23 protein-coding genes and 1 tRNA gene are annotated in these 24159 nt (G+C 66.3%); 22 read left to right on the top strand and 2 right to left on the bottom strand.

Going from position 1 to position 24159, the window contains the following annotated elements; translation table 11 throughout:
- The first annotated feature begins 278 nt into the window (after window positions 1–278).
- The 22 genes from HB662_RS23340 to HB662_RS23235 all read left to right on the top strand — a co-directional run bounded on the left by HB662_RS23340 (window position 279) and on the right by HB662_RS23235 (window position 22356).
- Window positions 279–355: transfer RNA gene (locus HB662_RS23340), tRNA-Asp, on the top strand.
- A gap of 295 nt (window positions 356–650) precedes the next feature.
- Entirely contained in the window at window positions 651–1019 is a 369-nt protein-coding gene (locus HB662_RS23335; RefSeq protein WP_168053417.1) for an NADH-quinone oxidoreductase subunit A, read from the top strand.
- 112 nt (window positions 1020–1131) lie between these two features.
- Entirely contained in the window at window positions 1132–1692 is a 561-nt protein-coding gene (locus HB662_RS23330) for a NuoB/complex I 20 kDa subunit family protein (protein WP_168053415.1), read from the top strand.
- Window positions 1685–2359: an NADH-quinone oxidoreductase subunit C gene (locus HB662_RS23325; protein ID WP_342449573.1), complete on the top strand. Its 675-nt coding sequence runs from the start codon at window positions 1685–1687 to the stop codon at window positions 2357–2359. The genes HB662_RS23330 and HB662_RS23325 overlap by 8 nt, the downstream gene beginning before the upstream one ends.
- A gap of 29 nt (window positions 2360–2388) precedes the next feature.
- Window positions 2389–3594, top strand: a complete 1206-nt coding sequence (locus HB662_RS23320) for an NADH-quinone oxidoreductase subunit D (RefSeq protein WP_245185882.1) — start codon at window positions 2389–2391, stop codon at window positions 3592–3594.
- Window positions 3591–4202, top strand: coding sequence for an NADH-quinone oxidoreductase subunit NuoE (locus tag HB662_RS23315; protein WP_168053411.1), 612 nt, complete (start codon window positions 3591–3593; stop codon window positions 4200–4202). Before HB662_RS23320 ends, HB662_RS23315 begins: the two co-directional genes overlap by 4 nt.
- Before the next feature lie 3 nt (window positions 4203–4205).
- Window positions 4206–5513 carry an NADH-quinone oxidoreductase subunit NuoF gene (gene nuoF / locus HB662_RS23310; protein ID WP_168053409.1) on the top strand — a complete coding sequence of 436 codons (1308 nt, stop codon included), beginning with the start codon at window positions 4206–4208 and terminating at the stop codon, window positions 5511–5513.
- A gap of 5 nt (window positions 5514–5518) precedes the next feature.
- Window positions 5519–7558: an NADH-quinone oxidoreductase subunit NuoG gene (gene nuoG / locus HB662_RS23305; RefSeq protein WP_168053407.1), complete on the top strand. Its 2040-nt coding sequence runs from the start codon at window positions 5519–5521 to the stop codon at window positions 7556–7558.
- A gap of 4 nt (window positions 7559–7562) precedes the next feature.
- Window positions 7563–8570: an NADH-quinone oxidoreductase subunit NuoH gene (gene nuoH / locus HB662_RS23300; protein ID WP_168053405.1), complete on the top strand. Its 1008-nt coding sequence runs from the start codon at window positions 7563–7565 to the stop codon at window positions 8568–8570.
- A 3-nt stretch (window positions 8571–8573) separates the two neighbouring features.
- Window positions 8574–9062 (top strand): NADH-quinone oxidoreductase subunit NuoI, encoded by a 489-nt coding sequence (nuoI, locus tag HB662_RS23295; protein WP_168053403.1) that lies wholly within the window; start codon window positions 8574–8576, stop codon window positions 9060–9062.
- An 11-nt stretch (window positions 9063–9073) separates the two neighbouring features.
- Window positions 9074–9754, top strand: coding sequence for an NADH-quinone oxidoreductase subunit J (locus tag HB662_RS23290; RefSeq protein WP_168053401.1), 681 nt, complete (start codon window positions 9074–9076; stop codon window positions 9752–9754).
- On the top strand, window positions 9754–10065 hold the full coding sequence (nuoK, locus tag HB662_RS23285; protein ID WP_209443454.1) for an NADH-quinone oxidoreductase subunit NuoK: 312 nt from the start codon (window positions 9754–9756) through the stop codon (window positions 10063–10065). Before HB662_RS23290 ends, nuoK begins: the two co-directional genes overlap by 1 nt.
- A gap of 4 nt (window positions 10066–10069) precedes the next feature.
- Window positions 10070–11989, top strand: coding sequence for an NADH-quinone oxidoreductase subunit L (gene nuoL / locus HB662_RS23280; protein WP_168053399.1), 1920 nt, complete (start codon window positions 10070–10072; stop codon window positions 11987–11989).
- On the top strand, window positions 11986–13497 hold the full coding sequence (locus tag HB662_RS23275) for an NADH-quinone oxidoreductase subunit M (protein WP_168053397.1): 1512 nt from the start codon (window positions 11986–11988) through the stop codon (window positions 13495–13497). The genes nuoL and HB662_RS23275 overlap by 4 nt, the downstream gene beginning before the upstream one ends.
- An 8-nt stretch (window positions 13498–13505) precedes the next feature.
- The gene (nuoN, locus tag HB662_RS23270; protein WP_168053395.1) at window positions 13506–14924 is read left to right on the top strand and encodes an NADH-quinone oxidoreductase subunit NuoN; all 1419 of its coding nucleotides are present in this window, start codon (window positions 13506–13508) and stop codon (window positions 14922–14924) included.
- A gap of 4 nt (window positions 14925–14928) precedes the next feature.
- The gene (locus HB662_RS23265; protein WP_342449572.1) at window positions 14929–15666 is read left to right on the top strand and encodes a biotin--[acetyl-CoA-carboxylase] ligase; all 738 of its coding nucleotides are present in this window, start codon (window positions 14929–14931) and stop codon (window positions 15664–15666) included.
- A 5-nt stretch (window positions 15667–15671) separates the two neighbouring features.
- Window positions 15672–16487, top strand: coding sequence for a type III pantothenate kinase (locus HB662_RS23260; protein WP_168053986.1), 816 nt, complete (start codon window positions 15672–15674; stop codon window positions 16485–16487).
- A gap of 104 nt (window positions 16488–16591) precedes the next feature.
- Window positions 16592–18229: a ribonuclease J gene (locus tag HB662_RS23255; RefSeq protein WP_168053393.1), complete on the top strand. Its 1638-nt coding sequence runs from the start codon at window positions 16592–16594 to the stop codon at window positions 18227–18229.
- Between the two features lie 7 nt (window positions 18230–18236).
- Complete coding sequence (locus tag HB662_RS23250) at window positions 18237–18536, top strand: DUF1467 family protein (protein WP_168053391.1); 300 nt, start codon at window positions 18237–18239, stop codon at window positions 18534–18536.
- Window positions 18537–18962: 426 nt separating this feature from the next.
- Complete coding sequence (proS, locus tag HB662_RS23245; RefSeq protein WP_168053389.1) at window positions 18963–20270, top strand: proline--tRNA ligase; 1308 nt, start codon at window positions 18963–18965, stop codon at window positions 20268–20270.
- 159 nt (window positions 20271–20429) lie between these two features.
- On the top strand, window positions 20430–21680 hold the full coding sequence (locus HB662_RS23240) for a lipoprotein-releasing ABC transporter permease subunit (protein ID WP_168053984.1): 1251 nt from the start codon (window positions 20430–20432) through the stop codon (window positions 21678–21680).
- Window positions 21673–22356: an ABC transporter ATP-binding protein gene (locus HB662_RS23235; RefSeq protein ID WP_168053387.1), complete on the top strand. Its 684-nt coding sequence runs from the start codon at window positions 21673–21675 to the stop codon at window positions 22354–22356. The genes HB662_RS23240 and HB662_RS23235 overlap by 8 nt, the downstream gene beginning before the upstream one ends.
- A gap of 139 nt (window positions 22357–22495) precedes the next feature.
- Here the strand turns inward: HB662_RS23235 and HB662_RS23230 are convergent, their stop codons facing one another.
- Both HB662_RS23230 and HB662_RS23225 read right to left on the bottom strand, forming a co-directional pair.
- Window positions 22496–23398, bottom strand: coding sequence for a hypothetical protein (locus HB662_RS23230; RefSeq protein WP_168053385.1), 903 nt, complete (start codon window positions 23396–23398; stop codon window positions 22496–22498).
- Window positions 23399–23405: 7 nt separating this feature from the next.
- Window positions 23406–24101: a class I SAM-dependent methyltransferase gene (locus HB662_RS23225; protein ID WP_168053383.1), complete on the bottom strand. Its 696-nt coding sequence runs from the start codon at window positions 24099–24101 to the stop codon at window positions 23406–23408.
- Window positions 24102–24159: the final 58 nt, after the last annotated feature.

Raw genomic sequence — 24159 nt, 5'->3', positions numbered from 1 at the left:
CATTCACCAGCCGTGGATGTCGGCCCGCCAGTGCGATCCCGTCAGCGCCCATTCTCTCGGCTCAGAGCCCACATCAGCTTTTTTCCGCAAAATACGGAGCCGCCCGGCAATTCCGGTTGGGCCAGCGTCCCGCCACCCGCCTTTACGTGCGTGCGGAACCCGCAGAAAGCCGCGGTTTTCCGGGCCAAAGTCTTCCTCCCGCCGGCAGCCTCGCCCATCTTATCCCGGCTGTTGACAGGGGGCCGTCCCGCCCCTATTCCCCGTTTCACTGTTCGCGGGCGGGTGTAGCTCAGTTGGTTAGAGCGCCGGCCTGTCACGCCGGAGGTCGCGGGTTCGAGCCCCGTCACTCGCGCCACGCGAACAGTTTTCCAAAGCAGATGACAGGATCAGGGTGTGCGCCTCACGGCGCGCGCCCCATATCCTGTTTCTGCCTTTGTTGCCCGCGGCGGCTCGAAGATGGCGCATGTCAACACTTTCATCATGCAGAGGCCCTATGGCGGAGGAAGCGTAGCGCGGCTAATCTGCGCTGCGCTGCAATGCGATGGGGATGGGGCCTGCGGGATTGGCGCAGACAGCCCTGCCTTGGCGCGCAGGTAGAACAGGAAGGGCGCCGTGTGGCACCCTGGACAGGCAAGGACAGCCGAGGCCCCATGACCCAGCCGCTGCTGGCAGACTACTTCCCGATCCTGGTGTTCCTGGGGATCGCCGCCGTCATTGCCAGCGCGATGGTGGGCGGTGCGCTTCTGGCCGCGAAGCAGAAGCCCTACGCCGAGAAGCTCTCGGCCTATGAGTGCGGCTTCGAGCCCTTCGACGACACCCGCCGGAAGTTCGATGTGCGATTCTACCTTGTCGCCATCCTGTTCATCATCTTCGACCTGGAAGTGGCCTTCCTGTTCCCCTGGGCGGTGACGCTCGGTGAGATCGGCTGGTTCGGCTTCCTGTCCATGATGGGCTTCCTGGGGGTGCTGACGGTCGGGTTCATCTATGAATGGCGCAAGGGCGCGCTGGACTGGGAATGACGGTGGGGCCGCGAGGCCCTGGGAGATCTTCAAGCTGGCCGCGAGGCCCGCGGCAGGTGATGGGCCTCGGCCCTTCCGACAATGGGCGCCGGCGGGGCGCCCGGAGAACAGCATGAGCGGTTCGGACAGCAACGCGATCGCCTGGAACCGGGAGGCTCTGCCCCCGGGCGCGGCGCAGGATTCGGTGGTGCGCGGCATCACCGGGGAGATCGAGGAAAAGGGCTTCGTGATCGCCAACCTGGACAAGGTGGTGAACTGGGCCCGGACCGGCAGCCTCTGGCCAATGACCTTCGGCCTGGCCTGCTGCGCGGTGCCGATGATCCACGCCTATATGGCGCGCTACGACCTGGATCGATTCGGTATCATCCCGCGCGGGTCGCCGCGGCAGTCGGACGTGATGATCGTGGCCGGCACCCTGACCAACAAGATGGCCCCGGCGCTGCGCAAGGTATACGACCAGATGTCGGAGCCGCGCTGGGTGATCTCCATGGGGTCCTGCGCCAATGGCGGCGGGTACTACCACTACAGCTACAGCGTCGTGCGCGGTTGCGACCGGATCGTGCCTGTCGATGTCTATGTGCCGGGCTGCCCGCCGACGGCGGAAGCGCTGGTCTACGGGATCCTGCAATTGCAGAAGAAGATTCGCCGGACGGGGACCATTCTCCGTGGCTGACGCGCAGGAACTGCAGGCGCTGGGCGCCGCCATCGCTGAAGCCGCCGATGCCCTGGTTGGGGGTGCCGTGGTGGAGGAGGTGTTCGTGGAGCGCGGGGCGGAGCTGGTGCTGCGCGCCCGGCGCGACCAGATCGTGCCCTTCATGGAGATGCTGCGCGACGATCCGCGCTTCGCCTTCGAGCAGGTGATGGACATCTGCGGCATGGACTGGCCGGAGCGCGCGGAGCGTTTTGAGGTTGTGTACAATCTGCTCAGCCTGGCGCTGAACCAGCGCGTCCGCATACTCGTCTCGACCGATGAGGCGACGCCGGTGCCGAGCCTGATCAACGTCTGGCCGGCCGCCACCTGGTATGAGCGCGAAGCCTGGGACATGTACGGCATCGTCTTCGCGGGCCAGCCGGACCTTCGCCGCCTGCTTACGGATTACGGCTTCGAGGGCCATCCGCTGCGCAAGGATTTCCCGCTGACCGGTCATGTGCAGGTTCGGTATGACGAGACGCGCAAGCAGGTGGTGAACGAGCCTGTCGTGCTGACGCAGGATTTCCGGTCGTTCGACTTCCTCAGCCCCTGGGAAGGCATGACCACGCTGCCGGGCGATGAGAAGGTGCATCAGGTGCGCGCGGAGCGTGGGCAGATCGAGGGGCCGCAGGGGGGGAATACTCCATGAGCACCGAACTGGTCAGCGGCCTGCCACAGATGGACGGGCCGAACGCGTCCCAGAAGCTGTTCGACGCCGAGACGCACACCATCAATTTCGGCCCGCAGCATCCTGCTGCACACGGCGTGCTGCGCCTCATCCTGGAGATGAAGGGCGAGGTGGTGGAGCGCGCCGATCCGCATATCGGGCTGCTGCATCGCGGCACCGAGAAGCTGATCGAGTACAAGACCTATCTGCAGGCCATGCCCTATATGGACCGGCTGGATTACGTCTCGCCGATGTGCATGGAGCACAGCTTTGTTCTCGCGACCGAGCGTCTGCTGGGCATCGAGAATGACGTACCGCTGCGGGCCAAGTGGATTCGGACGATGTTCGCGGAGATCACGCGAATCCTGAATCACCTGCTGAACGTCACGACCTATGCGCTCGACGTCGGCGCCATCACGCCGTCGCTCTGGGGCTTCGAGCAGCGCGAGCATCTGCTGGAATTCTATGAGCAGGTTGGCGGCTCGCATTACCATGTGAACTACTTCCGGGCCGGCGGCGTGGCCAAGGATCTGCCGGCGGGTCTGGAAGACCGGATCGGTGCGTGGTGCCAGCGCTTCCCGAAGTTCCTCGATGAGCTGGAAGGGCTGCTGACGCAGAACCGCATCTTCAAGCAGCGCACCGTCGATATCGGCGTGATGACGGCGGAGCAGGCGATGTCCTGGGGCTTCAGCGGGCCCTGCCTGCGTGCCTCCGGCTGCGCCTGGGACCTCCGGAAGTCGCAGCCTTATGAGATGTACGACCAGCTCGAATTCGACATCCCCGTCGGCGTGCAGGGCGATTGCTACGATCGCTACCTGGTGCGGATGCAGGAGATGCGGCAGTCGCTGCGCATGATCGAGCAGTGCCTGACCCACATCCGCCCCGGCCCGGTAAAGATCGCCGACAACAAGATCACGCCGCCTTCGCGCGGCGACATGAAGCGGTCGATGGAAAGCCTGATCCATCACTTCAAGCTCTATACCGAGGGCTACCACGTGCCCGCCGGCGCGACCTACACGGTGACCGAGGCGCCGAAGGGTGAATTCGGAGTCTACATGGTGGCCGATGGCACCAACCGTCCCTATCGCTGCAAGATCCGCGCGCCCGGCTTCGCGCATCTGCAGGCGATGGAGGCGCTTTCGAAGGGGCACATGCTGGCGGACGCCGTCGCCATCATCGGCAGCCTCGATATCGTCTTCGGGGAGATCGACCGGTGAGTTTTGCGCAGCCCACGCATTTCGCCTTCGATGACTCCAGCGAAGCTGAAATCGCAAAAATTCTCGCCAAGTATCCGGAGGCGAAGAAGGCCTCCGGCGTGATCCCGCTGCTCTATGTCGTGCAGCGCCAGATGGGGCGCAGCACCGGCAGCGCCTGGGTGCCGAAGGTGGCGATGGATGTCATCGCGGAGCGCCTCGGCATGGCGCCGATCCGCGTCTATGAGGTCGCGACCTTCTACTTCATGTTCAACATGAAGCCGATCGGCCGGCACCACCTGCAGCTCTGCGGCACCACGCCCTGCATGCTGCGCGGCTCGGACGATGTGATGCGCGCCTGCCACGACGCGGCACATGTGCAGGTCGGGCAGACCTCGGCGGACGGGCTGTTCACGCTGACCGAGGTGGAATGCCTCGGCGCCTGCGTGAATGCGCCGGTGCTGCAGGTGGATGACGACTACTTCGAAGACCTGGATTACGACCGCACGGTTGCGCTGATCGAGGCGCTGAAGCGTGGCGAGAAGCCCACGCCCGGCAGCAGCATCGGTCGTCAGACCAGCGCGCCGGAAGGCGGACCGCTGACGCTCATCGATGTGGCAGGAGGGGAATAGGCGATGGCACTCTCCGACAAGGACCGCATCTTCACCAACCTGTACGGGCTGCAGGATTGGCGCCTGCCCGCCGCGCAGCGGCGCGGCAATTGGGATGGCACGGCTGGCTTCCTCGAGAAGGGGCGTGACTGGATCATCGAGGAGATGAAATCCTCCGGCCTGCGCGGCCGTGGCGGCGCGGGATTCCCGACTGGCATGAAGTGGTCCTTCATGCCGAAGCAGGCGAGCGAGCGACCGCACTACCTGGTGGTGAACGCCGATGAATCCGAGCCCGGCACCTGCAAGGATCGCGACATCATCCGTCATGATCCGCACACGCTGATCGAGGGCTGCCTGATTGCCGGCTTCGCCATGGGCGCGCATGCCGGCTACATCTACATCCGCGGCGAATACTACAATGAGAGCCGCGTGCTGGATGCGGCGATCGACGAGGCCTATGCGGCGGGGCTGCTCGGCAAGAATGCGGCGGGGTCCGGCTGGGATTTCGACCTGTACGTGCATCGCGGTGCCGGCGCCTATATCTGCGGCGAAGAGACGGCGCTGATCGAGAGCCTGGAAGGCAAGAAGGGCATGCCGCGGCTGAAGCCGCCATTCCCCGCCGCCGTCGGCCTCTATGGCTGCCCGACCACGGTGAACAATGTCGAGACCATCGCCGTGGTGCCGACCGTCCTGCGCCGTGGCGCCGCCTGGTTCGCCGGCTTCGGTCGCCCGAAGAACTCGGGCACGAAGATCTTCTGCATCCAGGGCCATGTGAACAAGCCCTGCAACGTGGAGGAGGAGATGAGCATCCCGATGCGGGAGCTTATCGAGCGTCATGCGGGCGGCGTGCGTGGCGGCTGGGACAACCTGATGTGCGTTATCCCGGGCGGCAGCTCCACGCCGCTGCTGCCGAAGCATATCTGTGACGACGTGCTGATGGATTTCGATGCGCTGCGCGAGCACAAATCGGGCCTCGGCACGGCGGGCGTGATCGTCATGGACAAGTCCACCGACATCGTCCGCGCCATCGCGCGCCTGTCGCGCTTCTACAAGCATGAGAGCTGCGGCCAGTGCACGCCGTGCCGCGAAGGCATGGGCTGGGTCAGCCGCATGATGGACCGGATGGTGCAGGGCCGCGCGGAGATCGAGGAGATCGACGTGCTGGAGGAAGTGACCCGCCGCATCGAGGGCCACACGATCTGCGCGCTGGCGGACGGTGGCGTCTGGCCGGTGCAGGGGCTGATCCGGCACTACCGGCCGGTGATGGAAGAACGCATCGCCGCCTATAAGGCCGCGCATGCAACGCCACCCATGCCGATGGCGGCGGAGTAACGACGATGGCGAAGGTCACGGTCGACGGGATCGAGGTCGAGGTCCCGAACGGCGCCACGGTGCTGCAGGCATGTGAGGCGGCGGGCAAGGAAATCCCGCGCTTCTGCTACCACGAGCGCCTGAGCGTCGCCGGCAATTGCCGCATGTGCCTGGTGGAAGTGGAGAAGGCGCCGAAGCCGGTTGCCTCCTGCGCCTATCCGGTCGCGGATGGCATGGTGGTGAAGACGGACAGCCCCGTCGTGCGGAACGCACGCAGGGGCGTCATGGAATTCCTGCTGATCAACCACCCGCTGGATTGCCCGATCTGCGACCAGGGCGGCGAGTGCGACCTGCAGGACCAGGCGGTCGGTTATGGCATGGACCACTCCCGCTACCGCGAGGCGAAGCGGGCGGTGAAGGACAAGTATGTCGGCCCGCTGATCAAGACGATCATGACGCGCTGCATCCAGTGCACCCGATGTGTCCGCTTTGCGGCAGAGGTCGCCGGCGTTCCGGAGCTCGGCGCCACAGGCCGCGGTGAGTCGATGGAAATCGGCACCTATGTCGAGAAGGCGCTGACCACTGAGCTTTCCGGCAACCTCATCGACATCTGCCCGGTCGGCGCGCTGACCTCGCGGCCCTACGCCTTCGTGGCGCGGCCGTGGGAGCTGCGGAAGACGGAAAGCATCGATGTGCAGGATGCGACCGGCACCAACATCCGCATCGACACGCGCGGCCCGGAAGTGCTGCGCATCCTGCCGCGCATCAATGAGGATGTGAACGAGGAGTGGATGGCCGACCGTGGCCGCTTCTCCTTCGACGGCCTCAAGCGCAAGCGGCTGGACCGGCCGTGGATCCGCGTGAATGGCGGGCTGCGCCAGGCGAGCTGGCCGGAGGCCTTCGCGGCCATCGCCGGGAAGCTGAAGGGCATGCGCGGCGAGCGCATCGGCGCCATCGCCGGTGACCTGGTGGAGGCGGAAAGCCTGTTCGCGCTGAAGGCGCTGATGGCGAAGCTGGGGTCGGAGAACCTGGATTGCCGCACGGATGGCGCGGCCATTGATGTGACGCGGCCGGATTTCTACCGCTTCAACACGACCATCGCCGGCATCGAGGAAGCGGATGCGCTGCTGATCATCGGCAGCAACCCGCGCACCGAGGCGCCGGTGATCAATGCGCGCATCCGCAAGCGCTGGGTCGCCGGGCGTTTCCCGGTGGGTCGCATCGGCCCGGCCGGCATCGACCTGACCTACGGCCATGAGCATCTGGGGGAGGGGCCAGAGGCGATCCGTGCGCTGCTGGATGGCTCGCACCCCTTCATGGAGGTGCTGAAGACCGCCAAGCGCCCGATGGTGCTGCTCGGCCGCGGTGCGCTGATGCGCGCCGATGGGTTGGCGGTGCTGGCGGCGGCCTGGGAGGTTGCCCGCCAGGCGGATGCGCTGCGCGAGGATTGGCACGGCTTCAACCTGCTGCACCTGTTCGGCGGTCAGGTTGGCGCGCTGGCGCTGGGCTTCCTGCCGGGCGCGGGTGGGCAGGACATCGGCCAGATGCTCGGCGGCGGCGCGGATGCGCTGTGGCTGCTGGGCGCGGATGGCGTGGATCCGGCGACGATCCCGGCCGGGACCTTCGTGATCTACCAGGGCCACCACGGCGACCGCATCGCAGGCCATGCCGACGTGATCCTGCCCGGTGCGGCGTACACCGAGAAGGACGGCACCTGGCTGAACACGGAAGGCCGCGTGCAGCGCGGGCATCTGGCGGTGTACCCGCCCGGTGAGGCGCGCGAGGATTGGCGCATCATCCGCGCCGCGAGCGAGGCCCTCGGCGCCACGCTGCCCTTCGACAGCCTGGCCGCCCTGCGCGACGCCATGGCTCTGGAGCAGGGGCTGGAGCGGCGCTTCGCCGCCGATGCCACCGGCCCGGCCGGCGATCCGGCGGCGATGTCGGGCGCAGCCTTCGTGCTGCCGCTGGCAAATTACCACCAGGCGGATGTCATCGCCCGTGCATCGGATGTGATGGCGCAGTGCGCGGCGACCTATGCTGCGCCGGTCCCCGTGGCGGCGGAGTAGGGACATGGATGCTTTCCTCGCCACGCCACTCGGCGTGCTTGCGCTGACCGTCGCGCAGACCATGGCGCTGCTGGTGCCCCTGCTTCTGGGCGTCGCCTACCTCACCTGGGCGGAGCGCAAGGTGCTGGGCGCCATGCAGATGCGGAAGGGGCCGAATGTCGTCGGCATCTTCGGCCTGCTGCAGCCCTTCGCCGATGCGCTGAAGATGCTGATGAAGGAAACCATCATTCCTTCCGGCGCATCGCGCACGCTGTTCATCATGGCGCCGATGGTCACCTTCATCCTGGCCATGCTGGGCTGGGCCGTGATCCCGGTGAATGATGGATGGGCGATCGCGGACATCAATGTCGGCATCCTGTATCTGTTCGCGATCTCCTCGCTCGGCGTCTATGGAATCATCATCGCGGGCTGGGCGTCGAATTCGAAATACGCCTTCCTCGGCGCGCTGCGCTCCGCCGCGCAGATGGTCAGCTACGAAGTCTCGATGGGCTTCGTCATCGTCACCGTACTGCTCTGCGTCGGCTCGCTGAACCTGACGGAGATCGTGCGGGCGCAGGAGAACATGTGGTTCATGTTCCCGCTGTTCCCGATGTTCATCATCATGTTCATCAGCGCGCTGGCGGAGACCAACCGCGCCCCCTTCGACCTGCCGGAAGGTGAGTCCGAGCTGGTGGCGGGCTTCTTCGTCGAATACTCCTCGATGTCCTTCGCACTGTTCTTCCTCGGCGAATACGCGAACATGATCCTGATGAGCGCGCTCATCACCATCCTGTTCCTCGGCGGCTGGTATGGGCCCTTCGGGCTGCTGCCGGCGCTCGGGCCGCTGTGGTTCATCCTGAAGATCTGCTTCTGCCTGTTCGTCTTCGTCTGGGTGCGCGCGACCTTTCCCCGCTATCGCTACGACCAGCTCATGCGGCTCGGCTGGAAGGTGTTCCTGCCCTTCAGCCTGGTCTGGCTGGTGCTGACCGCCTTCGTGCTGAAGATCTTCGGCTGGCTGCCGGGAGGAGTTTGATCCATGGCAACCCTCGATCGCGTCGCCCGCAGCCTGCTGCTGACCGAATTGGTCGGCGGCATGGCGCTGACGCTGAAGCAGTTCTTCAGCCGCAAGGCGACCATCAACTACCCGCACGAAAAGGCGCCGCTGTCGCCGCGCTTCAAGGGGGAGCACGCGCTGCGCCGCTACCCGAATGGCGAGGAACGCTGCATTGCCTGCAAGCTCTGCGAGGCAATCTGCCCGGCGCAGGCCATCACCATCGAGGCCGAGCCGCGCGAGGACGGGTCCCGCCGGACCACGCGTTACGACATCGACATGACCAAGTGCATCTATTGCGGCATGTGCGAGGAAGCCTGCCCGGTGGATGCGATCGTCGAGGGGCCGAACCTGGAATTCGCGACCGAGACCCGGTCCGAGCTGATCTACGACAAGGACAGGCTGCTGGATAACGGCGATCGCTGGGAAGCGATCCTGGCCCAGCGGCTTACCCTCGACGCGCCGTATCGCTGAAGGGCAGGGGAATGATCGCCGCCATCGCCTTCTACCTGTTCGCCGCCGTGCTGATCGCCAGCGCGGTCATGGTGGTGACCAGTCGCAATCCCGTGCACTCCGTGCTGTTCCTGATCCTGGCCTTCTTCAACGCCGCGGCGCTGTTCCTGCTGGCGGGGGCGGAGTTCCTGGCGATGATCCTGGTCATCGTCTATGTCGGCGCCGTCGCGGTGCTGTTCCTGTTCGTCGTGATGATGCTGGACGTGGATTTCTCCGCAGTGCGGGAAGGCTTCCAGCGCTACGCGCCGATCGGCGGCGCCGTCGGCCTGGTGCTGTTCGCCGAGCTGATCTTCGTCTTCGGCAGCTGGACCTTCGCCGACGATGCCGCGGGGCTGCGGCTGAACCCGATGATGCCGGGTGCCGACAACACGCGTGAGATCGGCCGCATCCTCTACACCGACTATGTCTGGCTGTTCCAGCTTTCCGGCCTGATCCTGCTGGTTGCCATGATCGGCGCCATCGTGCTGACCCTGCGCAACAAGCCCGTGGCGAAGCGCCAGGATATCGGCAAGCAGGTCTCCCGCATGGGCAGCGTGAACCTGCGCCAGGTGCGCAGCGGCGCCGGCCTGGCCGAGCTGGGCATCGAGCGCCCGCCGGTCGACGCGCCACCTGCGCCCAAGCAGGTCGAACATCATGGCGGGGGACACCACTGATGCTGGCCATCGGCCTTTCGCACTACCTGACGGTGGGCGCGATCCTGTTCGTGCTGGGCATCCTCGGCATCTTCCTGAACCGGAAGAACATCATCGTCATCCTGATGTCGGTGGAGCTGATCCTGCTCTCGGTGAACCTCAACCTGGTGGCTTTCTCGGCGCAGTTGGGCGACCTCACCGGGCAGATCTTCGCCATGCTGATCCTGACCGTGGCGGCCGCCGAGGCGGCCATCGGCCTTGCGATCGTCGTCATCCACTTCCGCAACCGCGGCACGATCGAGGTGGACGACGTGTCCACGCTGAGGGGCTGAGCCCATGTATGTCGGCGCCATCTTCTTCCCGCTGCTCGGGGCCTGCATCGCGGGTTTCTTCGGCCGCTGGCTGGGCGACAAGGTTTCGCAATGGGTGACGGTGGCCTTCATGGCCATCGCCGCCGTCTGCGGCAGCCTGGCCTTCATCGACGTGGCACTCGGCAGCGCGCCGGGTATCGTGCCCTTGTTCACCTTCATCGATGTCGGTGGCTTCGAGGTGGAATGGGCGCTGCGCTACGACACGCTGAGCGTGGTGATGGTGGCGATGGTCACCTTCATCTCGACGCTGATCCACCTGTATTCCGTGGGCTACATGTCGCATGACGCGACCATCCCGCGCTTCTTCGCCTACTTGTCGCTGTTCACCTTCATGATGCTCATGCTGGTGACGGCCGATAACCTGGTGCAGCTGTTCTTCGGCTGGGAAGGCGTCGGCCTCGCGAGCTATCTGCTGATCGGATATTGGTACGAGAAGGAAAGCGCCAACCGGGCGGCGATGAAGGCCTTCATCGTCAACCGCGTGGGCGACGTGTTCTTCATGCTTGGTCTGGCGCTGACCTACTGGACTTTTGCGTCCGTCGAATTCGAGACCATCTTCGCGGGTGTCGAGGCGGCGCGGACCACGACCTTCCTGGGGCTGCCGGCGCTCGAAGTGATCGCGCTGCTGCTGTTCCTCGGTGCCTGCGGCAAGTCGGCGCAGATCGGCCTGCACACCTGGCTGCCGGATGCGATGGAGGGGCCGACCCCGGTCTCCGCGCTGATCCATGCGGCGACCATGGTGACGGCCGGCGTGTTCCTGATGTGCCGCATGTCGCCGGTGCTGGAATATGCGCCGACCACGCTCACCATCATCACCATCGTGGGCGCCACCACGGCGATCTTCGCGGCGACCATCGGCTGCGTGCAGAACGACATCAAACGCATCATCGCCTATTCGACCTGCTCGCAGCTTGGCTACATGTTCTTCGCGGTCGGCGTCGGCGCCTATCAGGCGGCGATGTTCCACCTTTTCACGCACGCCTTCTTCAAGGCGCTGCTGTTCCTCGGCGCCGGGTCCGTGATCCACGCCATGTCGGACGAGCAGGACATCCGCCGCATGGGCGGCATCTGGAAGAAGATCCCGCTGACCTATGCCCTGATGTGGATTGGGTCGCTGGCGCTGGCGGGCGTGCCTTACTTCGCCGGCTACTACTCGAAGGACATGGTGCTGGAAGTCGCCTATGCCGCGCACAGCAACGCGGGCATGTACGCCTTTGCCATGGGCCTGCTGGCGGCTTTCCTGACGGCCTTCTATTCCTGGCGCCTGATCATCCTGACCTTCCACGGCGCGCCGCGGGCGGACCACCACACGATGGAGCACGTGCATGAAAGCCCGTGGACCATGATGGTGCCGCTGCTGGCGCTTGCCGCCGGCGCGGTCGTCACGGGCGCCGTGTTCTTCGAGCTCTTCGTCGGCCACGACCAGGCGGCCTTCTGGAACGGCGCGATCTTCACCTCCGCCGCCAACCAGATCCTGGAACACGCGCACCATGTGCCGGAATGGGTGCCGCTGGCGCCGACCGTGGTCGGCCTCACGGGCATCGCCCTGGCCTATCTGATGTACATGTTCGCGCCGAAGCTGCCGGTGATGCTGGCGAACGCGCTGCCGGGCGTGCACCGCTTCCTGCTGAACAAGTGGTATTTCGACGAGCTGTATGACGCGATCTTCGTGCGGCCGACGCAGTACCTGGCGCGCGCGCTGTGGAAGACCGGCGACATGCGCCTGATCGACGGCATGCCGAATGGGGCAGCCGCCGCGGCGGTTTCCGTCGCCGGTGGCGCGGTGCGGCTGCAATCCGGCCGCGTCGCCAGCTACGCCTTCACCATGATCATCGGATTGGTGCTGTTCGTGACCCTTCTCCTGGTTGGAATGCCCTCCCGATGAACGCCGCCGGCTTTCCCATCCTCAGCCTCGTCACCTTCCTGCCGCTGGCAGGCGCGCTGGTCATCATGCTGGTGCGCGGGGAGGAGGCGGTCGTCGCCCGCAACGCGCGCTGGACCGCGCTCTGGGCCAGCCTTATCACGCTGGCGCTGTCGCTGCTGCTCTGGACCGGCTTCGACCAAACCACGGCGGAGTTCCAGTTCGTGGAACAGGCGGAGTGGCTGCCGGAATTCGGCGTCGGCTACCACATGGGCGTGGACGGCATCTCGGTGCTGTTCATCCTGCTGTCCACCATCCTGACGCCGCTCTGCATCCTGTCGTCGTGGGAAAGCGTGACCACGCGGGTGCGCGAATACATGGTCGCCTTCCTCGTGCTGGAAAGCATGATGATCGGCATGTTCGCGGCGCTGGACTTCGTGCTGTTCTACATCTTCTTCGAAGCCGTACTGATCCCGATGTTCCTCATCATCGGCATCTGGGGCGGCGGCCGTCGGGTCTATGCCGCGCTGAAGTTCTTCCTCTACACGCTGGCGGGCAGCCTGCTGATGCTGCTGGCCATCCTGGCCATTTGGTACCAGGCCGGCACCACGGACATCCCCGTGCTGATGCAGACGGTCTTCTCGCCGCAGATGCAGTTCTGGCTTTTCCTGGCCTTCTTCGCCTCCTTCGCCGTGAAGGTGCCGATGTGGCCGGTGCATACCTGGCTGCCGGATGCCCACGTCGAGGCACCCACGGCAGGCTCCGTTATCCTGGCTGGCGTGCTGCTGAAGATGGGCGCCTATGGCTTCCTGCGCTTCTCCCTGCCGCTGCTGCCGCAGGCCTCGGCGGATTTCGCGCCGCTGATCTTCGCGCTGTCCATCATCGCGGTGATCTACACCAGCCTGGTGGCGCTGGCGCAGGAGGATATGAAGAAGCTGATCGCCTATTCCTCCATCGCGCATATGGGCATCGTCACCCTCGGCATCTTCACCTTCACGGCGCAGGGCCTGTCGGGCGCGCTGTTCACCATGCTGAGCCATGGCGTGGTATCCGGCGCGTTGTTCCTCTGCGTCGGCGTGCTGTACGACCGGGTGCATTCGCGGGAGATCATGCGCTATGGCGGCGTGGCCAAGGTGATGCCGGCCTATGCGCTGGTGTTCATGGTCTTCACCATGGCCTCCGTCGCGCTGCCCGGCCTCGCGGGCTTCCCGGGTGAGCTGCTGGTGATCGTCGGCGCCTTCAAGGTGAACCCGTGGGTCGCGCTCGGCGCCTGCATGGGCATGATCCTCGGCGCCGCCTACGCGCTGTACCTCTATCGCCGCGTGATCTTCGGCAAGATCGTGCGGGAGGATCTGAAGGCGCTGCTCGATCTTAGCCCGCGCGAATACGCCACCTTCGCGCCGCTGATCCTGTTGACCATCTGGATGGGGGTCTACCCCTCCTCCTTCCTCAACTTCTTCGAGGCGACCGTGGCCGCGTTGATCGCGCGCCATGAAGCCGCCCTCGGCGCCGCGCGACTGGCTGGGATGTGATGAGCCCGATGAACTGGACCCTTGCCACGCCCGAGATTTTCCTCGGCATCGCCGGCCTGCTGATCCTCGCCGGTGGCGTGATCCCGAAGAAGGAGACCTTCTTCCCCGTCTCCATGGCCGTGATCGGCGCCTTCGTGGTGACCGCGGTGCTGGTGCTGGGGCAGGGGGAGGGCACCGCCTTCCTCGGGCAATATGTCTCGGACGCCTTCAGCCGCTTCGCCAAGGTGCTGATCCTGCTCGGCGCCGCGCTGGGCCTGGTGCTGGCGCTGGACTTCAACGAGAAGGCGGGCATCGGGCGCTTCGAATACGCGGTGCTGATGCTGTTCGCGACCATGGGCATGCTGGTCATGGTCTCGGCCAACGACCTGATGTCGCTCTATATCGGGCTCGAGCTGCTGTCGCTTTCGCTGTATGTCATCGCCGCCTTTGACCGCGACAATCCCCGCAGCGCCGAGGCCGGCCTCAAGTATTTCGTACTCGGTGCGCTGGCTTCGGGCCTGCTGCTCTACGGCTCCTCCCTGGTCTACGGCTTCGCCGGCAGCACCAACTTCGATCGCCTGGCGGATGCGCTGGTCGGCGGCACCGCGGGCATGGGGCTGGTTATCGGGCTGGTCTTCGTCCTGGCCGGGCTGTGCTTCAAGATCAGCGCCGTGCCGTTCCATATGTGGACGCCCGACGTCTATGAGGGTGCGCCGACGCCGGTGACCGCCTTCTTCGCCACGGCACCGAAGGTGGCGGCGATCGCGCTGCTGATGCGCGTGCTCGCCGGGCCCTTCGGGGATCTGGCGGCGCAGTGGTCGCAGGTGATCTGGGTGGCTTCGATCGGCTCGATGCTGCTCGGCGCCTTCGCCGCCATCGGGCAGCGCAACATCAAGCGGCTGATGGCCTATTCCTCCATCGGCCATATCGGCTACGCGCTGATGGGCTTGGCGGTGGCCAGCGACACCGGCTTCCGCGGCGTGCTGGTCTACATGGCGATCTACATGGTGACCTCGATCGGCACCTTCGCCGTGCTGGTCGCCATGCGCCGCAACGGTCGCGCGCTGGAACAGGTGGACGACCTTGCCGGCATCGGCCGGACGGACCCCGCCATGGCGATGTGGATGGCGGTGTTCATGTTCTCCATGGCCGGCATCCCGCCGCTGGCCGGCTTCTTCGGCAAGCTCTACGTGTTCCTGGCGGCAGTGCAGGGCGGCTACTGGGTGCTGGCCGCGGTCGGCATCGGCACCTCTGTCGTCGCCACCTACTACTACCTGCGCATCGTCAAGGTGATGTACTTCGATGCCGGCACGGCGCCGCTCGATGCGCGCCCGGCGGGCCTCACCGTGGTGATGGCGGCGACGGGTGTCGCCACCGTGCTGTTCTTTCTGTTCCCGGCGCCGATCATCGCCGCGGCGCAGGTCGCGGTCGCGGCGATCGCCGGATGATGTGGTGACCCTGCCAGCCGCGCCGCCGCCCGGCTGGCGGCTGCGTAGCGAGGGCAGCCTGCCCTCGACCAGCAACCTGTTGCAGCGCCTGGCCATTTCCGGCGAACCGGAGGGCCTGGCCATACTCGCCCGCGAACAGACCGGCGGGCGCGGTCGGGATGGCCGCGTCTGGTCCAGCCCGCCCGGCAATCTGTACTTCTCCCTGCTGCTGCGCCCCGGCGGGCCGGCGCGCGAGGCCGGGCGCTGGGCGCTGCTGGCTGGCCTGGTGATGGTGGAGGGCTTGGCGCCCTTCGCGGCGGACCCGGCAGCGCTGCGGCTGAAATGGCCGAATGACGTGCTTCTGGGCGACGCCAAGCTGGCCGGCGTCCTGTGCGAAAGCGCGGCGACGGCCGATGGCGGGCTCGACTGGTTCATCATGGGCATCGGCGCCAACCTGGCGGCGCCGCCCGTTTTGCCGGACCGGCCCACTGCGGGCCTCGGTGCCATCCCGCCGGAGCAGGTGGCCTGTTCCATGCTGGCGGCGCTGGAGCGTCTGCGCGCGCTGTGGCAACGGGACGGGTTCGATGCGATCCGGGTTGCCTGGATGGCGCGCGGGCCGCAGATGCAGGCGCCGCTGACCTTGCGCGGCGGGCGATCCGGCCACTACGCCGGCCTCGCCGAGGATGGCAGCCTGCTGCTCTCTGCCGACGGACGGCTCCATAAGGTCTCGACCGGCGAAATAGCCTTTCGGGAGGCGAGTTGACAAAGATGCTTCTGGCAGTGGATGCGGGCAATACCAACGTCGTCTTCGCCGTGCATGACGGCACGGAGTGGCGTGGCCGCTGGCGGATCCGGACCGATGCGGAGCGGACCTCGGACGAGTATGCCGTTTGGCTGCTGACCCTGTTGCAGCATTCCGGGCTGAAGCCGGCCGATATCGATCGCTGCGTCATCGGCACCGTGGTGCCCGCCGCGCTGTACAATCTGCGCCGCCTGTCCCGGGAATGGTTCGATTGCGAGCCGTTGGTCGCCCGCGCCCATCTCGACTGGGGCTTTGAGATCCGGGTGGACGCGCCGCATGAGGTGGGCGCGGACCGGCTGCTGAACGCGCTGGCTGCCCACCAATCCTATGGCGGTCCGCTGATCGTGATCGATTTCGGCACCGCCACCACCTTTGACGTGGTGGGCAAGGATGGCGCCTATCTCGGTGGCGTGATCGCGCCCGGCATCAACCTGTCGATCGAGGCGCTGCATCGCGCCGCCGCCCGCCTGCCGCGCATCGGAATCGGCCGGCCGCAGGCGGTTGTCGGGCGGAATACTGTGGCGGCGATGCAATCGGGCATCTATTGGGGGTATGTCGGCCTGATCGAAGGGATCGTCGCCCGAATCCGGGCGGAGCAGGAGGAGCATCCGGTCGGCAACCTGAAGGTGATCGCGACCGGCGGCCTCGCCCCGTTATTCGCCGAAGGTACCACCGTCATCGAAACGACCGACCAGGATACAACCTTGGATGGTCTCCGCCTGTTGGCGGCCCGCAACCCCGCACCCATCTTCACTCGAACCGCGCGACGCGACGACCCCTGAGTCACCCCACCCCCAGGCGCCCGGAAGGCGACGGGGGAAGCGGCGGCCGGGTCTCGCGAAGCGCCCCGATACGACGAACGCTGCATAAGACTGGAACAAGAAGAATGACTGGTGACCTGGCCTTCATCCCGCTCGGCGGGACGGGGGAAATTGGACTCAACTTCAACGTCTACCGCTGCGATGGCGCCCTGCTGGCGGTAGACCTCGGCCTCGGCTTCGGCGGATCGGAGCATCCGGAAGTCGAGGTCATGGTGCCCGATCCGGCCTGGCTGGCAGAACGCCGCGACAAGCTGGTAGGGCTGGTGATCACCCATGCGCATGAGGACCATGTGGGCGCTGTTGCCCATATCTGGCCCAAGCTGCGCTGCCCGATCTATGCCAGCCCCTTCACCGCCTCCGTCCTGCGCCGCAAGCTCGGCGAGGCCGGGTTGCTGCAGCAGGCGGAAATCAACGTGATCCCGCTCGGCGGGCGCTGGAAGCTGGGCGTATTCGACCTGGAGTTCCTCCGCGTCGCGCATTCCATCGTCGAGCCGCAGGCGCTGGCCATCCGCACGCGCCACGGCACCATCCTGCATACCGGCGACTGGAAGCTGGACCCCAACCCGCTGATCGGCCCACCCACCGACGAAGCCGCCTTCGGCCGCCTCGGCGACGAGGGTGTGCTGGCGATGGTCTGCGACAGCACCAACGCCATGGTCGAGGGCCATTCGGGCAGCGAGGCGGAGGTCCGCCGCAACCTGGCTGCGCTGATCAAGGGGCTGAAGGGGCGGGTTGCCGTCTCCTGCTTCTCGACCAATCTGGCGCGCATTGAATCCATTGCCCTTGCGGCGCGTGCTGCGGGGCGTGAATGCGCGCTGTTCGGCCGCAGCCTGCGCAATGCGGATGCCTCGGCCCGCGAATGCGGCTACCTGCGCTCCATCCCGCCCTTCCTGTCGGAGGATGACGCGGAGGATGTGCCGGACAACAAGCTTCTGGTGATCTGCACCGGCAGCCAGGGCGAGCCGCGCAGCGCGCTCACCAAGATCGCCGCCGATACCCACCCGCATATCTCGCTCGGGGAGGGGGATACCGTGATCTATTCCTCCCGCATGATCCCGGGCAATGAGCGCGCCATCCTGCGGGTGCAGGACGAACTCTCCCGCGCCGGCGTCAAGGTGATGACGGCGGATGACCACATGGTCCACGTCTCCGGTCACCCGGCGCGGGACGAGCTGAAGCGCCTGTACCAGCTGGTCCGCCCGAAATACGCCATCCCGGTGCATGGCGAGTGGCGCCACATGAACGAGCACGCCAACCTGGCGGAGACGCTGGGCGCCATCGCCTATGTCATCGAGGATGGCGACGTGCTGCGCTTCGCCCCCGGCAAGCCGGATGTGGTGGAAAGCGTGCCGGTCGGGCGCCTGGCGATCGATGGCGACCGCCTGCTGCGGCTGGATGGCGATGTGCTGGCGGCGCGCAAGAAGATGCTGCTGAACGGTGTCATCGTGGCGTCCTTCGTGGTCGATGGCTCTGGCCGGGTGCTCGGCAAGCCGCAGATCTCGGCGCCGGGGCTGTTCGAGGAGACGGGTGAGGAATCCGGCCAGATCGCGGCCGACTTGGCCCGCGCTGTGGGCGACATGCCCGGCAATCTGAAGCGCGAGGACGGGCTGCTGCGGGAGGCGGCGCGGACTGCGGTGCGCAAGGCGGTGGGGCGGCGGCTGCGCAAGCGCCCCTCCGTCGAGGTGCACCTGATGCGGGTGTGAGGGTCGAATGACCTGGTTTACCGGCGTGGTGGTCTACCTGCTGATCTGGTGGACCTCCCTTTTCATCGTGCTGCCCATCGGTACCAAGCCGGTGGATGCGGCGCCGGAAGATGGCGGCTGGCGCGGCGCACCGGAGCGCCCGCTGCTGCTTCGCAAGCTCATCGGCACCACGATTCTCGCCGCGGTGCTGTGGGTGGGGGTCTTCGCCATCATGGAAAGCGGCTGGGTCAGCTTCCGGGATGGCTGGTGGGCCTATACGGGCCCGGGCAGCTCCGCGATCCTGCCGGGGCCACCTGCACAAAATTAAGGCGGCAAACTCGCCTCCCCGCGAGTGCCGCCTTAAAAACAGTCACATCAGTTTTGGAAGCCTGTTTTTTAGCTTCCGACAGCGGCGTTTGCTGTTGTGCCGCCTTAGGTGCCGAGGCCAATCTAGGTTCCAGAGGGAGGTTGATCCTCCTTCTGCCGTGTGACTGGCGTTTCCTCCCTAAACTCGGGCCGTACCCTCACGGGTGCGGCCCTTCTTTTTTAACCGGTCGGCACGGGGTTGCAAGCGTTTTCTTAATGGACGAAGCATTTTTCCGCTCTTTCCTTACCCGAACGGAGGGGGTGGCGTATTTTTATTGCTGCGGTGCAGCACCGCACGTCCGATCCGGGAAAGCTGGCCGCTGTGCCCTGGCGCCGTGGCCTGCCGGGCACTAGTTTGGCCCACCCGATCTCTTTGAGGAGCCGCGTCTTGCGCCTCTCCCGTGCCTTCTTGCCGACCCTGAAGGAAACCCCGGCCGAGGCGACCATTGCGTCGCACCGGCTCATGCTGCGCGCCGGGTTGGTGCGGCAGACCTCCGCCGGCATCTATGCCTGGCTGCCGCTCGGCTGGCGCGTGCTGCAGAAGATCGAGCAGATCGTGCGGGAGGAGCAGGACCGCGCGGGCGCGCAGGAAATCCTGATGCCGACCATCCAGTCCGCCGAGCTCTGGCGCCAATCCGGCCGCTACGACGCCTACGGGCCAGAGATGCTGCGCCTGAAGGACCGGCACGACCGGGAGATGCTGTTCGGCCCGACCAACGAGGAAATGGTCACCGACATCTTCCGCGGCTTTGCGAAAAGCTATCGGGACCTGCCGCGCAACCTCTACCACATCCAGTGGAAGTTCCGGGACGAGGTGCGGCCTCGCTTCGGCGTGATGCGCGGGCGCGAATTCCTGATGAAGGACGCCTATTCCTTCGACGTAACCAAGGAAGGCGCCCAGCACAGCTACCGCCAGATGTTCCTGGCCTATCTGCGCACCTTCGCCCGGATGGGGCTGAAGGCGGTGCCGATGCGCGCGGATACCGGGCCGATCGGCGGCAATCTCAGCCACGAATTCATCATCCTGGCCGAGACCGGCGAATCCCAGGTTTTTGTCAGCCAGGACCTGCTGGACCTCAACGCTCTCGCCGATGCGCCCGACTACAACGGGGACCTGGCGCCGGCCGTCGACGCCTGGACCAGCCACTACGCGGCGACGGAGGAGATGCACGACCCGGTGGCCTGGGAACAGGTGCCGGAAGCCAAGCGCGTCTCCGCCCGCGGCATCGAGGTCGGCCACATCTTCTATTTCGGTACCAAGTATTCCGCGACCATGGGCCTGTCCGTGCAGGGTCCGGATGGCAAGCCGGTGGTGCCCGAGATGGGCAGCTACGGCATCGGCGTCTCCCGCCTGGTCGGCGCCACCATCGAGGCGAACCACGACGAGGCCGGCATCAAGTGGCCGGATGCGGTCGCTCCCTTCAAGGCCGTGGTGATCAACCTGAAGCAGGGCGACGCCGCCTGCGATGCCCTCAGTGAGCGCATGTACGCCGCGATCCCGGAGGCGCTGTATGACGACCGCAGCGAACGCGCCGGTCCGAAATTCGCCGATGCCGACCTTATGGGCCATCCCTGGCAGGTCGTGGTCGGCCCGCGTGGCGCGGCCAATGGCGTTGTCGAGCTGAAGCGCCGCGCCACGGGTGAGAAGCAGGAAGTCTCCCCCGAGGACGCGCTGGCGAAGATCCTCGGCGCGTGATGGCAGCCCTGAAAAGCCCTCTTCACCCAACCTGGGGAGAGGGTTGGGTGAGGGGGGTCTCCGCGGCCCGCCGCGACCTGCTGACCACCGCCCGCCATCCCCACGCCCCCCTCGCCCCCCACCGGGGGGAGAGGGCTTCGCGTGGCGCGGGCTGAATTCATGTTCAACGCCTTCGAACGCGCCATCGCCTTCCGCTACCTGCGCGCCCGCAAGGGTGAGCGCTTCGTCTCGGTCATTGCGATCTTCTCGCTGGTCGGCATCGCGCTCGGCGTCGCCACGCTGATCATCGTGATGTCCGTCATGAACGGTTTCCGGATCGAACTGCTGGGCCGCATCCTGGGCCTCAACGGCCATCTCGGCGTGCATGGCATCGAGCGGCCGATCAGCGACTACGACGCCTTTGCCGGCCGTATCCGCGGGCTTCCGGGCGTGGTCTCCGCCACGCCCATCGTGGAGGGGCAGGTGCTGCTGACCAGCGACCAGGGCGGCGCCTCCGGCGGCCTGGCGCGCGGGGTGAAGCCGGAGGATCTGCGTGCGCGCGGGCTCGTGGCGCAGAACATCCTGGACGGGTCGCTGGCGCGCTTCACCGGCGACGACGCCATCGTCATCGGCACAAGGCTGGCACAGCGCATGCGGATCGGGGTGGGGGACAAGCTCACCCTCGTCTCCCCGCAGGGCCGCACCACGGTGTTCGGCACCGTGCCGCGGGTCCGCGCCTATACCGTGGTGGCGCTGTTCCAGGTGGGGATGCAGGAATACGATAGCAGCTTCGTCTTCCTGCCCATGGCCGCCGCGCAGACCTTCTTCCAGACCGGCGACGCCGCGACGCAGATCGAGGTCTTCGTCGAGGACCCGACCGGTGTGCGGGCGGTGACGCGCGCCATCCGGGCCGAGCTCGATGGCACGCCGGTTCGCATCGTCGATTGGCAGGACGCGAATTCCAGCTTCTTCGCGGCGGTGCAGGTGGAGCGGAACGTGATGTTCCTGATCCTGACGCTGATCATCATCGTCGCGGCGTTCAACATCGTCTCCTCCCTCATCATGCTGGTGAAGGACAAGGGGCGGGACATCGCGGTGCTGCGGACCATGGGCGCGACGCGCGGGTCCATCCTGCGCGTCTTCCTGCTCTGCGGTGCCTCCGTCGGCGTGCTCGGCACGCTGATCGGCTTCACGGTTGGGCTGGTCTTCTGCCTGAACATCGAGGCGATCCGACAGGCGATCCAGGCGCTGTCCGGCACCGAGCTGTTCAGCGCCGAGGTCTATTTCCTCACGCGCTTGCCCGCGGTGGTCGATCCGAAGGAGGTGGCGCAGGTGGTCGGCATGGGCCTCGGCCTGTCGCTGCTGGCGACCCTCTACCCAAGCTGGCGCGCGGCCAAGACGGACCCTGTGGTGGCGCTGCGCAATGAGTGATCCGGTACCGCTCGAACTGCGCGCCGTCAGCCGCCGCTTCCGCACGGAGGCCGGCGCGTTGGAGGTGCTCACGGGCGCCGACCTCACCCTCGTCGCCGGTGAGATCGTGGCCCTGGTTGCTCCTTCCGGCACCGGCAAATCCACCCTGCTGCATCTGGCCGGGCTGCTGGAGAAGCCGGATGACGGGGAGGTGTATTTCGCCGGCCAGGCCGCCGGAACCCTGGGCGACGATGCGCGCACCGCGATCCGCCGCACCGGCATCGGCTTCGTCTACCAGTTCCACCACCTGCTGCCGGAGTTCTCGGCCATCGAGAACATCGCGCTGCCGCAGATGGCCAATGGGGTGGCGAAGCCCGCCGCCGATGCCCGCGCCCGCGCCCTGCTGGCCGATTTCGGCCTGACGGGGCGGGAGGAACATCGCCCCGGCAAGCTTTCGGGCGGCGAGCAGCAGCGCGTCGCCATCGCCCGCGCGCTGGCGAACAAGCCGCGCGTGCTGCTGGCGGATGAGCCGACCGGCAATCTGGATGTCGGCACCAGCGACCGGGTCTTCGCGGAATTGCTGGACGCGGTGCGTGGGCAGGGGATGGCGGCGCTGATCGCGACGCATAATCCGGACCTCGCGCGCCGGATGGACCGGGTGGTAACGCTGCGCGACGGCAAGGTGGTGGCAGCGTAGCGCCTCATACCAAATCCCATTGATGGGAACCTGCGCCCGCCGAAAGGCAGGCGAGCGGCCCAATGGCCGCCGCGCCAAGTGGCGCGTAGCCAGGCCGGCGATTTAGGCGGTGATCGGTCACGATCACCGGGATTTGGTATCAGCGCATCAGCGCCGAGACGCTGCTGTCCTCGAAGAACTGGGACCGGATCAGGTTGCGGATGTAATCGGCGGAGGAGATCACCCGCAGCCGGTGCATCCGCTGCCGCGCCAGTTGCCAATCCGCATCGCCGAACCGCGCACCCAACTCCGCCAGATGGGCCTGCATGGCCGTGGCACTGGTGCTGTCGGGCAGGCGCAGCGGGTAGTCTGAGCCCAGCAGCTCCGTCGCCTCCTCATCCGATTCGGCAATCAGGATCACGGCGCCGACATGGGCAGCGACGAAGCCCTTGGTGAAGGGCTTGAAGCCGGAGCCCCACATTTTGCGGGGGCGGAAGGCGTAGTGCAGGTTGAAGTCCGGCAGCGCCCCGTACCAGCCATTGATGTTCGTGGTCTTGGCTTCCCACACCGTCAGCGCCCCGGCTTCCTGCAGCACGGCGAGGTGCGCGGCGTTGTCGGGATTGCCGAAATAGCCGCAGGCGAAGTGGTCCCATTGGCAGGGCGTGGGAGGGATGTCGATGTCCACGTGATGCGGGATGTGGATGACCGGCCGCTCCGGGAAGGCAGCCCGCAGATGCCGGCTTTGCAGCGCGGAGCAGGCGATGAAGCCATCCGCCTCCGCCGCGACGGCGGGGGCGAGGGGGCCGTCGATGAAATCCATCAGCACCAGGCATCCGGCATCGCGCAGCCGCTGCGGCACGTCGCGCTCCGGCTGCATCAGCGCGGTCTTGTTGACGATCGCGATGGCGTCACGCGGCAGCTCGTCCGAATAGCAGTAGCGAACGGCGCGGCCGTAATCCGTCGCGACTTCCGCGAAAAGCTGGGCGAGCTGGCGGCCGCGCAGATGGGCGGAACCGGCCCGCTGCGCCTTGCGGTTCACGATGAAGGCGAAGTCGCGGGTCATGGTCTGGCTACAGGATCCGCCGCCAGGGCTCGCGATAGGGCGCTTTCTCGATCACGATCATGCTGTTGTAGAAGTGCAGGCTGCCGATGCTATGCGCCATGGCGTTGCGCGTGCGGATATCGCCGGTACGGCTTTCGGGCGGTGTCCGGAAGCGATCGCGGCGCGCCTCCGGCACCATGAAGTCCAGCGTCAGCTTGTCCGGCAGGGACCGGAAGTAGTCATAGACGTTCAACCCCGTATCGCTGCGCTGGTGCGACGGGAAATGGATGGTGTGGGTATCCTCCACGATGTAGCAGCCATGCGGCGCCAGGCGCGGGAACAGCGCCAGGAAGGTGCCCACCATGTCTGCCTGGCTGTGCGATCCGTCATCCACCACGATGTCCGGGGCGCCGATCTCGGCCAGGACCGAGGTGAGAAAGGCGCCATCGGACTGGGATCCGATGAAGACCCGGTTGGCGATGCCGGCTTCCTCCGCCGCCTTGCTGTTCGGATCGATGTCGAGGCCGTAGATCCGGGCCGTGCTGCCGAAATACTCCCGCGCCACGCAGAGCGAGCCGCCGGATTGCACGCCGATCTCGAGATAGGTCAGCGGCCGGCCGGTGCGGAACCGCGCGAAGTGGCGGTCATACACATCAAGGTAATGATCCCACTTGTCCGAGGTGAAGCGCTTCGGCGCCTCGAAAATCTCACGATAGGACTTCACCGGCAATTTCCCCGAACGCAAGCCGATGATGCCGCGCCGCACGGGGGTGGTGCAAGCG

The sequence above is a fragment of the Falsiroseomonas frigidaquae genome, assembly GCF_012163145.1.
Taxonomy (GTDB): Bacteria; Pseudomonadota; Alphaproteobacteria; order Acetobacterales; family Acetobacteraceae; genus Falsiroseomonas; species Falsiroseomonas frigidaquae.
The sequence above is the reverse complement of the archived record's forward strand: the minus strand, read 5'-3'. Positions and strand labels throughout refer to the sequence as shown.

Bases quoted from the DNA above. Each gene is read 5' to 3' on its own strand.
- HB662_RS23255 (WP_168053393.1), top strand. From the start codon at position 16,592: ATGACTGGTGACCTGGCCTTCATCCCGCTCGGCGGGACGGGGGAAATT.
- nuoK (WP_209443454.1), top strand. From the start codon at position 9,754: ATGCTGGCCATCGGCCTTTCGCACTACCTGACGGTGGGCGCGATCCTG.
- nuoI (WP_168053403.1), top strand. From the start codon at position 8,574: ATGGCAACCCTCGATCGCGTCGCCCGCAGCCTGCTGCTGACCGAATTG.
- HB662_RS23275 (WP_168053397.1), top strand. From the start codon at position 11,986: ATGAACGCCGCCGGCTTTCCCATCCTCAGCCTCGTCACCTTCCTGCCG.
- nuoG (WP_168053407.1), top strand. From the start codon at position 5,519: ATGGCGAAGGTCACGGTCGACGGGATCGAGGTCGAGGTCCCGAACGGC.
- HB662_RS23240 (WP_168053984.1), top strand. From the start codon at position 20,430: ATGTTCAACGCCTTCGAACGCGCCATCGCCTTCCGCTACCTGCGCGCC.
- HB662_RS23290 (WP_168053401.1), top strand. From the start codon at position 9,074: ATGATCGCCGCCATCGCCTTCTACCTGTTCGCCGCCGTGCTGATCGCC.
- nuoL (WP_168053399.1), top strand. From the start codon at position 10,070: ATGTATGTCGGCGCCATCTTCTTCCCGCTGCTCGGGGCCTGCATCGCG.
- HB662_RS23230 (WP_168053385.1), bottom strand. From the start codon at position 23,398: ATGACCCGCGACTTCGCCTTCATCGTGAACCGCAAGGCGCAGCGGGCC.
- nuoN (WP_168053395.1), top strand. From the start codon at position 13,506: ATGAACTGGACCCTTGCCACGCCCGAGATTTTCCTCGGCATCGCCGGC.
- HB662_RS23330 (WP_168053415.1), top strand. From the start codon at position 1,132: ATGAGCGGTTCGGACAGCAACGCGATCGCCTGGAACCGGGAGGCTCTG.
- HB662_RS23235 (WP_168053387.1), top strand. From the start codon at position 21,673: ATGAGTGATCCGGTACCGCTCGAACTGCGCGCCGTCAGCCGCCGCTTC.
- HB662_RS23260 (WP_168053986.1), top strand. From the start codon at position 15,672: ATGCTTCTGGCAGTGGATGCGGGCAATACCAACGTCGTCTTCGCCGTG.
- HB662_RS23250 (WP_168053391.1), top strand. From the start codon at position 18,237: ATGACCTGGTTTACCGGCGTGGTGGTCTACCTGCTGATCTGGTGGACC.
- nuoF (WP_168053409.1), top strand. From the start codon at position 4,206: ATGGCACTCTCCGACAAGGACCGCATCTTCACCAACCTGTACGGGCTG.
- HB662_RS23335 (WP_168053417.1), top strand. From the start codon at position 651: ATGACCCAGCCGCTGCTGGCAGACTACTTCCCGATCCTGGTGTTCCTG.
- nuoH (WP_168053405.1), top strand. From the start codon at position 7,563: ATGGATGCTTTCCTCGCCACGCCACTCGGCGTGCTTGCGCTGACCGTC.
- HB662_RS23320 (WP_245185882.1), top strand. From the start codon at position 2,389: ATGGACGGGCCGAACGCGTCCCAGAAGCTGTTCGACGCCGAGACGCAC.